This window comes from Endozoicomonas sp. GU-1, from assembly GCF_027366395.1.
GTDB lineage: Bacteria > Pseudomonadota > Gammaproteobacteria > Pseudomonadales > Endozoicomonadaceae > Endozoicomonas.
Genome location: NZ_CP114771.1, coordinates 2,866,772 through 2,881,054, shown reverse-complemented (window position 1 = coordinate 2,881,054; position 14,283 = coordinate 2,866,772). Strand labels below are relative to the sequence as shown.

Sequence of the window (14,283 nt, the reverse complement as noted above, 5' to 3'; positions counted from 1 at the left end):
TCATTATTTGTACAGAGATGCATTTTGTCAGGGGTAACACGACCTGTTTGTGTGCTGGTTTCCGGTTTTAGTGATAACGGTAAAATAAATGAAGAAACTTCTCGATAGTGCGTTGTCGTCTGTCATCAAGCGAAGAACGTTTATCAAGTGGGGGACTGCTGCGGGCAGTGCCGCTGTTGTCGTGGGCAATGCGCTGCCTCTGAAAGCCATGGCAACAGATTCAACGCAGGCAAAAGCCGCTGAAGACAAGGTGACCTGGTCTGCCTGTATGGTGAACTGTGGCAGCCGCTGTCCTCTCCAGGTGCATACCAAAGATGGTGTTATCACCCATGTTGAATCGGATAACCGGGGCGATGACGTATACGGTGATCATCAGATTCGCGCCTGTCTGCGCGGTCGCTCCATCAAGCAACGGGTATACAACCCTGATCGTCTGAAATACCCCATGAAGCGGGTTGGCAAGCGTGGCGAAGGCCGATTTGAGCGCATCAGCTGGGATGAGGCGCTGGATACCATCGCCAGACAGTTGAAGTACACCATCGATACTTACGGTAACGATGCGATCTATTATCAGTATGGCTCCGGAACCCAGGGCTATAAAACCGACGGTCCTTTTGCCTCCAAGCGCCTGCTGAATATGCTCGGTGGCTTTCTGCCTTATTACGGTAACTACAGCTGGGGACAGATTCAACGTGCTCTGCCGTTTACTTATGGCGGTGGACGTCCAGCGGCGTTCGGCAGTTTCACCAGTGAAATCGCCAATGCAGAATTGCTGGTCATGTTTGGTTACAACCCGGCAGAGACCCGCATGAGTGGTGGTGGGGAAATCTACGAGCACATCAACTCGGTGAACAGCAAAAATGTGCGCACCATCATCATTGACCCGCGTTATACCGACACCATGCTGGGCAAAGAGTCTGAGTGGATTCCAATCCGCCCGGGGACCGATGCTGCCCTGGTAGAAGCCATGGCCTGGGTGCTGATCAACGAGAAGATAGTGGATGAAGCATTCCTCGAAAAGTTCTGTGTTGGCTATGATGAAAAAACGCTGCCAGCCAGTGCACCGAAGAATGGCCACTACAAAGCGCACATTCTGGGCCAGGGTGCGGATGGCATCGGGAAAACCCCGGAGTGGGCGGCAAAAATTACCGGTATTCCCGCGAAAAAAATTATTCAGCTGGCCCGGGAAATTGGCAGGGCCAAACCTGCCTACATTATTCAGGGTACCGGTATTCAGCGTCAGGCCAACGGTGAGCAGGCGAGCCGTGCCATCTGCATGCTGCCCATTCTGACCGGCAATATTGGCCTGGCCGGCACCAACACCGGCGAAATGCCAGGCAACTATGGCTTCCCGGTGAAAACCCTACCCATGGGTACCAACCCGATCAAGACGGCGATTCCATTCTTTAAATGGACGGATGCGATTCATCGTCACCATGAAATGACGGATAAGACCGATGCTCTGCAGGGCGGCACGTCACTGAAGAATCCGATCAAATTCATCTGGCAATATGCGGGCAATATCACAGTTAACCAGCACTCTGATATCAACCGGACCAAAGAGATCCTGTCTGATGAGAGCCTGTGTGAGTTTATCCTGGTGTTTGAAAACCATATGACACCTACCGCACGGTTCGCGGATATTCTGCTGCCGGATATCACCACCATTGAAAATTATGAAGTGGCCAGCAACGGCTATGCCTCGGGCAGTCTGGGTGCAGTAATTCCGCTGGTGCCTGCTATTGCCCCGATGTACGAGTGCCGCAGTGCATACGACATCTGTACAGGTATTGCCAAACGCTTTGGTCTGGAAGCGCAGTACACAGAAGGCAAGACCCATGAGCAGTGGGTAGCAGAACTGTACGAACAGATGCGTAAAGAACAGCCTCAGGTGCCAACACTGGCAGACCTGCGTCGTGACGGCCCCTACAAACAGCTGGCACCGAAACATATTCGCATCGCTCTGGAAGGTTTCCGTAAGGATCCTGTGAACAATCCCCTGGGGACCCCATCCGGGAAAATCGAAATTTACTCTGAACAACTGGCGACCATTGCCGCCGAGTGGGAGCTGCCGGAAGGGGATGTGGTGACACCGCTGCCACAGTACGTCACCACCTGGGAAAGCCATCTGGATCCTTTGACTGAGAAGTATCCGCTGCAGCTGATTGGTTTTCACACCAAGGGCCGTGTGCATTCCACATACCACAACGTCGCTTTCCTGCGTGAAGCAGTGACCGATGCCGTGTGGCTGAACCCGGCAGATGCACAGGCCCGGGGAATCAAAGATGGCGACATGCTGAAAGTCTGGAATGACCGTGGCGAGACCTGGGTTCCGGCTAAAGTCAGCCCCCGGATTATGCCGGGTGTTGCTGCCCTGGCCGAAGGTGCCTGGTACGCACCGGGTAAAGACGGTGTTGACCGTGGTGGCTCATTCAACGTGCTGACCACTCAGCGCAGTACGCCGCTGTCCAAGGGTAACCCGATGCACACCAATCTGGTTGAAATTGCCAAGGCATAACAGGATAGGAATAACGTTCGATGAAACAACCCTCAATAAAACAACTGGGATTTTACGTCGACACGGCCAAATGTACGGGCTGCAAAACCTGTCAACTGTCGTGCAAAGATGAGAATGACCTGAAAGTCGGCGTGAACTGGCGTCGGGTCTATGAATACGGCGGCGGTAGCTGGCTTCAGAACGAAGACGGAACCTACGCCCAGGACGTGTTTGCCTATTACACCTCCATCAGCTGTAACCACTGTGCCAAGCCAGCCTGTACCAAGGCCTGCCCAACCGGTGCCATGCATAAGCGTGACCAGGACGGCCTGGTGGTGGTTAACGCCGACGTCTGTGTTGGCTGCCGTTACTGTGAAATGGCCTGCCCCTACGGCGCACCGCAGTTTGATGCCGAGAAGAAAGTCATGACCAAGTGTGACGGCTGTTTCGACCGGGTTGAGCAGGGCAAGCAGCCGATCTGTATCGAATCCTGCCCGCTGCGAGCCCTGGATTTTGGTCCGATCGAAGAACTGCGTGCCAAATACGGCACAGAAGCGGATATCGCGCCACTGCCGGACTCTTCTTTGACTGAGCCATCGCTGGTGATGAAGGCGAGCCGTCATGCCAAACCTTCCGGTGACAAGACCGGACGCATTATGAACACTCGGGAGGTATAACCATGCATGAGTTGCCACTGGTATTTTTTACGGTGCTGGCACAGGGCACCGTTGGCCTGTTCCTGGTACTGGCCTGCCTGCTGATGGCGAACAGTGATGCCAATCGTCAGCAGCTGTTGAATAAACTGCTGATGGTGGTTCTGGTGCTCCTGGGTGTCTCCGGCGCTGCGGCCATGACTCACCTGGGTCAGCCGTTGCGTGCCATGAATGTTATTTTTGGTCTGGAACATCTGTCGGCACTGAGTGTTGAGATCATCACCACTTCGCTGTTTGGTGGTGCTGTTTTCACTTATGTGGCCATGGTGCACTTCGGTATCCTGGCAAAGTTGCAGAAGCTGGTGCTAACGGGAGCCATGGTATTGGGCGTGCTGTTACTGCTAGCCATTGCCAATGTGTACACCCTGGCCACGGTACCCGCCTGGAACAGCGGCTGGACCATCTTCCAGTTTGTTATGACCGCTTTTGTGGTGGGTATCCCGGCGGCGGCGCTGATGCTGAGAAGTCAGTCGGCCTCTTTGGGGGCATTCCAGAAAAACGCTGATCGTGCGCTGGCCACTCTGGGCTTTATCGCGCTGGGTCTGGTGCTGGTGGGGTACCCGCTGTACCTGTTCTGGCTGGGTCAGGTTGACCTGCCTGCCAACCCGCTGGGCCTGTTTGACTACCACGGTCGTCTGATGCTGGCCCGTCTCGGTCTGCTGTTTGCCGGTCTGGGCGTTTGGGTGATGGCTGCCACTCGTGGTAATAACGCAGCGGCAGGTTTGCCAGGGGTGAGTACCGTCCTGATGCTCACGGCTGAACTGTGTGGTCGTACCTTCTTCTATGACCTGCATCTGTCGCCTATGTGATCAATATAATTATGTAAGCGAGTAAGTGCAGTTATAAGCATAATAGCCTGAAAATCCCTATACAGGGCTTTTCAGGTTCTTCTGGTTCTTTTTACCCTCAACTGTTCACCGGTTTTCTCTCCAGAAACTTCGCTTCAGACGTTTCAGGTTGGCCGGTTCCAAACGCTGGTCTTCACCGACAAGGCATTCAGAACCGATGCACACCTTCATTTCTCCGCCCTTGGAGATCACAGAGGGCTGAGGCGCAATGGAGCGACTGTTCAGTATCATTCTTCGACCGTATGAGCCCATATTCTCCATAACGGATACATTCAAAACGCTAGTACCATCCTCAATATTCACGGCATAAAAATAATTGAGCCCGACGCCCGGATTACAGCTGCTAGAGGAAATTTGTGGGACGAAAGAACTAAACAGCAGCATGCCATTGATCAGTGAGGCCCGGCCCAGGATTTTCTCGCCGGGATCTTCCAGTCTCATAAACCAGCCAGCAGCTCCGCTCAAAGAACCCAGTGCCGCATTTTTATCCCACTGGTTACCGTGCTGAATGATGTTGGAGGTCGCATCGAACAGTGACCACTCAGTAATGACCCCACCGTTGGCATACCGGTACGAGGTGGGCTTGTTAAAGATATTGCGGTCACGAATCACATACATGCGATCCTCCACAGTCGTATTCATGGGGCTGGGGCGGGTACCGCTACCTATGGCGATATTGAGATATTCGCGATTGCTGTCAACGGCTACAGTGGGTGCCTCAAAAAACCGCCGGGAACCCTGTTCAGCCACACCAGCCAATTGAGCAATCACACCACCGTTGGCGAAATTCCAGGACCCACTGTTATCGTGATTGATATCAATACGGAACACCTGACCGCCAATATCCACCGCATATAAATAATCAGTCAGGCCATCCTGGTTAATATCAACCAGTGTCAGATCTGCCGGAATACTGTATCCCATTTCCGGGATGCTCAGGTTACCGTCTTGGCCGGCATGCCAAAGCATTTCACCGGAATAGGCATCGACCATATATATTGCCCGGCCTATGTCGTTTTCCTCAATTTCCGCTTGCTGGTCAGCATCTTCGTCATAGCCACCACCAAACAGTAATACGTACCGTTCAGACCCCAGCCACTTGACCTTCGTTAACTGCGCCTTTGACCAGGTTTGCCCCAATTCCGGAAAATCGGGATTCCTGGCTGGATCGTCAGCCATGTTATTGGAATCTAAATCCCCTTTGATAACCCATCTAAGCTTCGGGGTATTCCGGTTAGTGACGTCCAGGGAATAGATATTACTGCCCCCCCTGCGCATGGTCAGGAATAAGTAGGCATGCCCATGACCGTCCGTTATGTTGCCATCGCCGTTCCAGTCCCTGAAAAAGACGGTTATCGGTCCATCCATGCCATATACCTTGGCTCTGCCAGGGTCGGGTTCCGGCGGTGCAGGTGGCCATTCATGCCTGGGTCTGATATCACAAACAGTGTCGCCGACCAAGTGTGGAAAGTTGTAATGCCATTTACAATACTCAGGATGTGCACACCTTGATCTTGACCAATCCCAATCGCATTCATCATCGTTCGTGGGTGTCGGAGGGATAAGACGACAACTATCGCTCAGGGGGCCATCTCCCCCACTCAAACCTGTATTCACAATAACGGGCCGGCACACAGGCACCGGGTACCTGGTAATTCCACACACACTGTGAATCCGAGGATGGCGCACCGGATATCGCCGGGCGAACCGTCCCCTCCCGGTACATTCGCAGGTTGCTCAGCAAATCCCTGGGAATGAACGAGAATGTAGTGTAACCACTGGTATCCACAGCATGGAGAAAACCATCATTGGTGGTAAAAAAAATGGTTTTATCCACATCACCATGCCATCCCCAGGGGTTATAAGTAACAATGACCGGCTGAGTATGAATAGGGTCACCCATACTGAACCGTGACTCTATCAATACACCATCGCCATCGTCGTCATCAACATCATAGCCCCGTGCCCACTGCAGCAGCGACATCTTGTCAAACATACCAGCACCAACGCCCAGAGTACCGTCAGGAAAAGCAACAAAATTAGCTTCGTGGACCTTATTTGAATCGCTTGACAACTCGACATCCCTGTCGCCAGTTAAATTGGTAAACACCGGTCGCTCCGGATCCAACAGCGACGCAGCCCCACCGGCTGTAACGACTTTACCATCCGGGGCAGCGCTCCAGAAACTCTGGGCATTGTCAGAAAAAAAGCCAGTCACCGGATCAATGGCCAGATTCCCGTTGGCATCGTATATCTGATTATCATCCCCCAAACGGTAACGTTTCAGGTTGCCCGTCCAGTCTGGCCCAGAGCTAGGGGCAAAAACGGTGTAGAAAAGCTCATCGGTGGACTCAAGGGAGTTAAACGCATTGACGGGGACGGTCGGTGCAGCAAATGAGGTGGATTCCGCATTGACCCGAACCATAATATCGGCAAACGCCTGACTCAGCTGGTTAGCATCCTCGGCCCGGTAATACTTCCCGTTACCGGCTCTGACGGAATTGGCCAGTACATCTGACGACCATTTATCCATTTCACCAAAGCCAATAACGCTTAAGAAGACGTTCTGGTCCCCATCAAAATGGCTGTTAACATCGTAATTGGCCATATACCAGATAATTTCATTGAGGCATTGGTGACAATCGTGGCGCAAATGACCTGGCATGGTCTTACCTGCGATCATCCGCTCAATGTCAACATCAGCACTTTGATCATACGAAGGTGCGCCATCAGTCAGCAAGATGATATTGTTCTTTTGGCATTCTGAGACAATGGGGGAACGATAACTCCCGCCTTGTTGCCAATTGATGGCACTGAAATCTAATCCCAGGGGGTTAAACCCGAATTTGAAATCCTGCCCCGAAAAATAAAGGTAGGCTTCATACAACGTTTCAGCCATTGGTGAAAAGCCATTGGGCATCAAACGATCAACGGCATCCATAGCTCCCTGTCGGCCAGTGTCAATATCTTCAGATGCGAAAATTACGTAGCCGCCCTCATCATAGTTAAAGCCCATTACACTGATATTGATATTCTGTGCATCACTGATAAAGTCCTTGGCCACTCGCTTGGCTATATCCATGCGGGAGGGGCCAGAATACTGACATCCAAAAAGACCACATACCCCCTCCCTGGCGTGCATGCTCGCCGATGTATCCATAATCAGCATCACATTGGGCTGGGCTCCAGAGGGAAGGTCAGCAACAAACAGATCAATATCATTTGCCGCCAGTTCACAAGATAACATCAGGGAGAGCAGAAAACACGCTGATGTCCTTAACCATCGAGAGATGGTCTGCGAGTATTCTGAATATTCATATTTTGAATGATCGTTGCTAAACATTCCTGACATTTTATTCACTGTTCTGTTTGTTATGCTCACTCGTGCTCTAGTGCAGAAAAGTGTTAATACCCGTACACCCCGTTCATCCTGAGCTTGTCGAAGGATGGTGCCACCGTACTTCGACAAGCTCAGCACGAACGGTTTGGGTATCAACGCTAACCAATGCTCATATCTACGAAGGGTGATACTTTTATCAGGCAATAGCAGGATTGACAGTTCCTTACTCCGGTGCCGAACTCTGCGGAGGTGTGATCAACAGAACCTGCAAGGCTTGAGCCGTATTTTCAATCCAGATCACCAGCGCAGGCTGCTCCGGGGAGTCCCGGGACTCTTGCAAGTCCTCCAGGTCCCGCAAGTCCTGCAAGGTTGCCTTCTGACTGCCAGCGCCCAGTCTGCCCACTTGCAACCGCTGGTCAAAGACCAATCGTTTTGGCAGACAGGTTTCACAGGGGTAGGCCCAGATCAAGCCACTGGTTTCATTGCGAAATTCAACTTCTATCTTGCCGAACTCCTGGTCAACTTGCCTGCCCGATGCGTTGCCATGGACCGCCAGGCATGACAGCCATATTCCTGTCATGGCAGCCAAGAGCCAGTAGCGGCCATGACTGTCATGGTGTTTCCTCAGTAACATAAATCACCCCCATGCTCTGGCTTGACCGGGCACAACTTCATTGATGGCATTGTTCTCTATCTGGTAAATCAGACCAGCACACTGATTCCCCGAGCCCGCTTGTTCCAACTGACGGCAGCAGCCATCATGTACTGACCAATATCGGCAGCCCCACCGGAAACAACACCATTAGCCACCTGCAACCTTGCCACGCCATGCACCGGGGCAGGGGCATTATTTCCTGGCCTGGCCGAACCCTGAACAGATATAGGGTGGCCTGTTTATTCAGCCAGTTGACCCGTTGCTGGTTGTTCCTGAAGTGCAGGGGAGGGTTTATCAATGCGTTCAATACCCCATTGCTCCAGCTTTTCTTTCCATGTTTTTCGAAAATCCGATGAAGTCTTGATCTTTCCCAGTGTCAATAGAGGTTGAGGCATTTCTTTTCTCAGACACTCGCCAACCAGATTCATAAACCATGCGGAGTTTTCAGCGGCTTGTGCAAGGCTGTCAAACCCTTTAAGACTTTCACCAAGGGCGTTCAAGTGCTGAAGGTCATCGAGCATTGATTCCCGCACTTCCTGCTCCCGCGCGTACCGGGAAGCAAACAGTCGTGACTTGATCAATCCACCCGATCGACAGGTTGGCAGTGCAGGCTGATCCAGTATTTCAGTTGCTTCAGTCAGTACCTCCTTTACGGAATAATGGTCTTTAAACCGAACCATAGGGCGCTGGCGCTGATCCGATGGAACGGGAAAACTTTCCCATATTGAAGCTATGTATTCCTGTAGCTTCTGATTCTTGAACTTAAGCGAGTTCTCTTCAGCCACTAGCATTTCCAGACTGAGTTTTTCAAGGTCATCAGCGGTGCTGGCAACACAAAATTCCCGATAATCGGATAACCCCACAGGCTCTTGCCAACAGGAATCAAAACGACAAATCTCTTCAGCAACACGCTTGGTTATTGTGCATTTCTCAACTGCGAGCCCATTCTCCTGGCGCAGTTTCTGAATGTTGCCCGCCAGCTCTTTTTTTAAATTTTCTTCTTTTAGTTTTTTTTCTTCCAATGCTTTATTTCTTAACCGTTCCTCACTATCGGTGCGTTGAAATTGACTGACGCCGGGAGGGCTGTTGTTATCACAAGCCGTCTCAGGCTGCTCTGATGAATCGGCAATCCCCGGGGCTTTCATGTGCACTGACCAGGTTCTTTTGGTCATTGCCGGAGACAACGACAAACCCAAAGGCTCAAGACTTTTTATTAATTCCTTTGCTAATGTTCCACCCGCCCCGTGCCCTTCCAGTAAACTTGCTATTTCTTCTGCAAATTCTTCAAACGTTGGCCGCATGTGTGTCACTGTAACGGAAAGCTCATCCTCAGTGCTTTCCGGCAGTCTGAAGACAAAATATTCCGGGTTTCCTGCCAGATAACCCATAAGATATTGGTAATACTGGCAACCCTTCTGCACATAGGCATTCAGTGCATCTTGATAGTGTCGGGCAAATACAGGGATGTTTTTCCTGTACACACTTTCAGCCGTTTCAGAGTCGAGGTAGTTCTTACTGGCAAGTTTCCTGAGTCTTTGTTCGCCAGCCTCCCGGAGTTGTTGCAATGGCTGTTTCAGTGCTGAAGACCCTGTTATTATGTTGCCCTTGTCTTGTGCCCGCTTCCTGGCAGCTGACACTGCTTTTGCTATCTTGCCCTTAAATAGCCCTGTACCCGGTTTCGATTTCCCACCTGGAATATCCAGCATCGGTGTAGACATATTTGCACTTGATGCCGCCGGCTGACTGAGTGATAGGTTATTCATAAACTCCGGACTCGTGAATGCACAATAATTATTATCAGTTTCGCCTGATCAAACCCTGATCATCGGTAATCAAGATAGTCAGAAAGAAAGAAAACGCCCATATTTTCCCGGCAGACAAACTCTTCAATCAGGTTGATCAGGGTGCATGAAGGTAAGTAGTTAACCAAATGAAATCGTATTTTCTGACTAAGTGGACAGTTACTCCCGGCAACTGCTCCTGCGTTGCTCTAGCTCCTGCATCCATGCAGTCGTGCGGCGTTACAACTACGGTCACATAGCTACGGCTATGCTCCCTACGTTGTGCCTTGCATAGTAACTGACCACTTAGCCAGAAATATACGATTCCATTTGGTTAACTACTTAAACGTAATCATCATTTCAGGCTTAAACGAAACTAAAGAGGCAAAGATAATGAACTTCGACTATTAGAAACTGTCACAAAGTGCGTTGATACAAATTTAAAAACAACGTTAAGAACAACAGTGGAGTCATTTGTGGATTCAGTCAATGCACCAGCTACAGCGACCAAATCAAATTTTCAATGCCCTTTTTGCTTAGAAGATGATTTGGAAGCCCGGTTTAATGATTTTGTCGTGACCCATTGTTGCAAACAACCCTTTCACTTCGATTGCATGGAACAGTGGAAAGCCAATGACTTAAGCATTCAGGGCAGGGAGGCCTGTACGGTTCCCGTCAAACCATGCCAGACTTATTTGAGCTGTATGCATTGCCGACAGAATGCCCTGCCTGTCGTTAATCTGAACACCCTGGCTTATAGCAATAGCCACAGCACCGGTTACTGTTTACCGGATCTTGCTGACTTTCTGAAAAAGCGTACTAACGGTCGGCAGGCAAGCTCAGCCGAAAACGATCAGGGTGGCGCAGAGGGGAGTAATAACAGCACAACAACAATGGCAAGCGGCTCAACGAGCTTGCCAGCAAGCTCAGTTAATGATGCGCGTATCAGGGGCAGTGAAGACCATATTATCCCTGATTTACCGACCCTGGTCAGTCAGGGGTTGAAGCGCCGTCATGAAGATTTGCGTTCTGGAATTGAAGAGCTACTGGCAGTTCAGGCCTGTGTCATTGGCGATCAGGACATGCTTCAGGAGATTGCACAGCAAGCTCCGCATATTTTTAGCACCACTCAGGAAACTGTCCTTTATCAGGGGCCTGTACCTCTGGCTCTGGTGGCTGCTGAACATAATCATGAAACGTGTGTTAAGAAGATGGCCGCTAACCCGGACATGTTTCGACAGTCACTGACGCATGCCCTGGAAGACAATGATGAAAGCACATTGGCAATGCTGATCAGGAGCGATAATTCGAGGCTTGCCGATTTGCACCTGCTCCGGGCAATTGAACGAAAGGACAAGAAAAAGGCGAAATCGCTGTTGGCCGCTGGCGTTGATCCCTGCCCGGTAACCCAAAATGTCATTAAGGATGACCACAGCCCGGCAATGATAAATTTCCTGCTCAGCCTCGGACTCAGTGGTGGCAAGATTGTTCTCATGGCCGCAAAGGCAGGGAAGAGGGTGCTGCTCCGTGATTTTAAGGCATCGTCTGAGTTTCGCAACATCATCAGGGATGGCCATTACGTTGAGGCCATCATCCTTGCTGCACAACAAGAACACCGCGGCGCATTGCGGGAACTGACAGCGTTTGTGACGCTGACAGACGCGCTGTGCGTCTGTGTCCGTGCGCATAATGAACCCGCCATTGCTGCGTTGCTCAAATCAGGGGCGTGTCTGGTGGACGCCATGGTGCTGGCCGTCTCTAAAAGTCAACTGGAACTGTTTGAACAATTACTGGCCAGGAACATAGATGAGGGTGGTCACTACTTAAGGCTTGCTGCACAAAGTGGTGATGAAGGACTGGTACAGGCCCTGCTCAATGCCGGCATTGATGCCAATGGCGGGGATGGTCCGGCTGACACGCCACTGGTTATAGCCACACGCAATAGCCATGCCAGGGTGGTCAGTATGTTGCATGACGCTCTGGGGCCTGACCAACGCGTCCAGATCATTGTCCGGTCGACCAGAGAGGGGACTGAAACGGAATTGCGATCACTGCTGGCTTCCTACCCGGGGGCGGGACAAATGTTCCGTGAGATGCAGCGGGTCATTAGTTATTTGTGTAATCAACCTGGCTACGGTGAACCGGCTATCAGACGGCTGTTAGATAAAATGGATGTCGGTAAAACAGTGATCATTCTTTCTGAAGCCCTTAAGAATAATGATGACAAAATGCTGGCAACGCTACTGGCTGTCGGGGTCGATCCTAATATCACTGATTGCAATGGCTTGCCTTTGCTGCACGCTGCTGCTGACAGAGGAGACCTGCAGATGGTTCAGCTATTGCTGGAGAGGGGGGCAATAGCTGATCTGCTGAATATGGAAGGGAAAACCGCTTTTTCCATTGCTGTCCGAAAAGGCTATAAATCGATCGCTGACCAGCTGATCAAAGCGACAGGTGGCGTAGATATTGAAAGTGAAGTAACCGCAGCGGTTGGTCGGGCAGACGTTGAAATGCTCAGGCCTTTGCTGGGTATAGCGGATCTTGGTGGCACAAAGTTCCGGCAACTGTTCCGTCAGGCTGCTGTGAGCGAACAGCGTCAGGTGGTCAGTGTCTTCGCCACGCAAACAACCTTCAGCGTTGAAATTGCCTTTGCCATGGCGCTTGGCGATAACGAGTTGCAGGTGGTTGATGAATTTCTCAAGGCCGGTATGGATATAAACCGTTGCTGGTCGGCGTCGGGTTTGCTGATAGCGGCAGCACGCAAGGAGGAAGAGAAGGTTAAAATGCTCATGCACAATGGTATTGATCCCGCTAATGACATTAAACTTGCGGCACAAGCCCGGGAAACGGAAGCCCTGTCAGTACTGCTATCGTCTTTTGATGATATTGAAGCAAGAAACAGCCAGGTTAAGGCACTGATTTTCAGTGAGGTGGACAATCCGCCAGTGCTCTCATCGCTGGTGGATGTTGAGCGTGAGTCCGGAGCTGCTGGTCTCAGGACTATCCTGTTGTCGATTTTGGCCATGAGCAAGCAAGTCCGTACTGATCTGGAGAGTGTGCTGACAGTAAAGCAGATCATTTTGGCTGAGGACAGGGACGCGAACAGGGATGCAAACAGAAAGGGGAAGCCGGAAGATTCTCCCGCCCTTAACCGACAGGGAGGCTGGCAGCGGGATCGAGTTGAGGAGCCGCCGGGTCATGGCAATGTGAGGATAAAATCCTGTGATGATGCTATCAACGACCATCAGACTCATCTGGAAAGGAATGAAGCTGTTATCCGGGCATTGATTCGCGCCGGAGCCGATCTTGATATCACCGACGAGACCAGGGGCTATCTCCTCTCTCAGGCGATAGAGGGGAACTGCCATGACAGTGTCCGGTCCATTCTGGCTTTCCTGACACGTTCAGGCCCGACTGCCAACACCCCTGCTGCATCGAGCCAACACTCCGGTGGTTACATCAACAGAGATCTTTCAAGGGTATTGACCGATGCTTTGGTGTTGGCCATTGGCCTGGACCGGCAGCCAATGGTCAAGCTGCTGCTGGACGCGGTGCATGGGATGAAACATGTTGAATGGGATCTCTCCCGGCTCAATGGCAGTAGCGACCTCCTGCTTGGTGTTGCCCAAACGGGAAATACCGATCTGTTGCGAGAACTCTGGCAACTGGGTGTCCGGGTTACCCCGAGTCTGATTCAGATTGTGCAGGATGCAGACGAGAACAAGTTGCAACAGTTTGTCAGGGCCGGGATTAAACTGAACGCTGCGGATGTTGGCGGAGATGTGCATCCGTTGCTGCTGGCCGCCATTCTGTTCGCTGAAAATTGCCTTATACACGTGGTGCGTTCCATTGTCTCGATCACTGACAATGTTGACGACGTTATTTGTGACCAGCAACTAACATTACAAGAATCGGTGCGGTCAAAGCTTTGGCAAATTGTGGCTGAACAGCATGACCGCATAATGAGTGTGCTGGTTCGCGCTGCTGATGGAGGAAATCACCGACTTTTCGAGACACTCGCGGGCAACCAGAAGATGGCGGATCCGCTTGGCCGATGCCTGAGCGATGCGGCACGCCGTGGCCATCGCAAGGTGGTCAGTGAACTGATCAACATTGATGTTGATATCAACTCCGAACCGGAGGTATTTCTGTATGACGTAGCCCTTGAGCATCCCGATATTGCCAAAATGGTGGTGAACTATTGGGCAGGAAAAGCGAACAGAAATCCCCGGGTTATTGTCGAGTCGGCGCTTACTTTGGCAACAGAGAAACTGACGGAGCAGCCCAGGGCTGATCGGCAGCAGACAGAGCAACTTTGTGTCTGTTTAAAGGGCTTGCTGGGAAACACCGTGCCCTCTCAATCGACAGACTATCAAAAGCCCTCTGGCGTAAAAAGGCACTAATCCCCGTACAACCCCAGAGCCTCCCTGGCTCCGGAGGCTGTTGTTG

General features: G+C 51.4%; 9 protein-coding genes. 4 read left to right on the top strand and 5 right to left on the bottom strand.

The annotated features are described in order from the left end of the window. Positions 1–88 precede the first annotated feature (88 nt). From O3276_RS11780 to O3276_RS11770, 3 genes are read left to right on the top strand one after another with little or no spacing between them, the layout of a single operon-like run. Positions 89–2,518, top strand: a complete 2,430-nt coding sequence (locus O3276_RS11780) for a DMSO/selenate family reductase complex A subunit (RefSeq protein WP_269675790.1) — start codon at positions 89–91, stop codon at positions 2,516–2,518. Between the two features lie 20 nt (positions 2,519–2,538). Then, positions 2,539–3,174, top strand: coding sequence for a DMSO/selenate family reductase complex B subunit (locus O3276_RS11775; RefSeq protein ID WP_269675789.1), 636 nt, complete (start codon positions 2,539–2,541; stop codon positions 3,172–3,174). A gap of 2 nt (positions 3,175–3,176) precedes the next feature. Beyond that, complete coding sequence (locus O3276_RS11770) at positions 3,177–4,019, top strand: dimethyl sulfoxide reductase anchor subunit family protein (protein ID WP_269675788.1); 843 nt, start codon at positions 3,177–3,179, stop codon at positions 4,017–4,019. Between the two features lie 105 nt (positions 4,020–4,124). Here the strand turns inward: O3276_RS11770 and O3276_RS11765 are convergent, their stop codons facing one another. From O3276_RS11765 to O3276_RS11745, 5 genes are all read right to left on the bottom strand, one after another. Continuing rightward, a complete protein-coding gene (locus O3276_RS11765; RefSeq protein ID WP_269675787.1) occupies positions 4,125–5,675 on the bottom strand; it encodes a pilus assembly protein in 1,551 nt (516 codons plus the stop codon). Continuing rightward, on the bottom strand, positions 5,632–7,305 hold the full coding sequence (locus O3276_RS11760; RefSeq protein ID WP_269675786.1) for a VWA domain-containing protein: 1,674 nt from the start codon (positions 7,303–7,305) through the stop codon (positions 5,632–5,634). Before O3276_RS11760 ends, O3276_RS11765 begins: the two co-directional genes overlap by 44 nt. 316 nt (positions 7,306–7,621) lie before the next feature. Then, a complete protein-coding gene (locus tag O3276_RS11755; protein WP_269675785.1) occupies positions 7,622–8,032 on the bottom strand; it encodes a hypothetical protein in 411 nt (136 codons plus the stop codon). A 68-nt stretch (positions 8,033–8,100) separates the two neighbouring features. After that, complete coding sequence (locus O3276_RS11750) at positions 8,101–8,223, bottom strand: hypothetical protein (RefSeq protein WP_269675784.1); 123 nt, start codon at positions 8,221–8,223, stop codon at positions 8,101–8,103. A 69-nt stretch (positions 8,224–8,292) separates the two neighbouring features. After that, complete coding sequence (locus tag O3276_RS11745; RefSeq protein ID WP_269675783.1) at positions 8,293–9,771, bottom strand: hypothetical protein; 1,479 nt, start codon at positions 9,769–9,771, stop codon at positions 8,293–8,295. A 539-nt stretch (positions 9,772–10,310) separates the two neighbouring features. On the opposite strand from O3276_RS11745, the gene O3276_RS11740 reads away from it, so the two are divergent. Continuing rightward, the gene (locus O3276_RS11740) at positions 10,311–14,237 is read left to right on the top strand and encodes an ankyrin repeat domain-containing protein (protein WP_269675782.1); all 3,927 of its coding nucleotides are present in this window, start codon (positions 10,311–10,313) and stop codon (positions 14,235–14,237) included. Positions 14,238–14,283 lie beyond the last annotated feature (46 nt).

Excerpts from the sequence above, each read along its gene's own strand:
- O3276_RS11780 (WP_269675790.1), top strand. The coding sequence starts at position 89 with ATGAAGAAACTTCTCGATAGTGCGTTGTCGTCTGTCATCAAGCGAAGA.
- O3276_RS11775 (WP_269675789.1), top strand. The coding sequence starts at position 2,539 with ATGAAACAACCCTCAATAAAACAACTGGGATTTTACGTCGACACGGCC.
- O3276_RS11770 (WP_269675788.1), top strand. The coding sequence starts at position 3,177 with ATGCATGAGTTGCCACTGGTATTTTTTACGGTGCTGGCACAGGGCACC.
- O3276_RS11745 (WP_269675783.1), bottom strand. The coding sequence starts at position 9,771 with ATGTCTACACCGATGCTGGATATTCCAGGTGGGAAATCGAAACCGGGT.
- O3276_RS11760 (WP_269675786.1), bottom strand. The coding sequence starts at position 7,305 with ATGTTATCTTGTGAACTGGCGGCAAATGATATTGATCTGTTTGTTGCT.
- O3276_RS11755 (WP_269675785.1), bottom strand. The coding sequence starts at position 8,032 with ATGTTACTGAGGAAACACCATGACAGTCATGGCCGCTACTGGCTCTTG.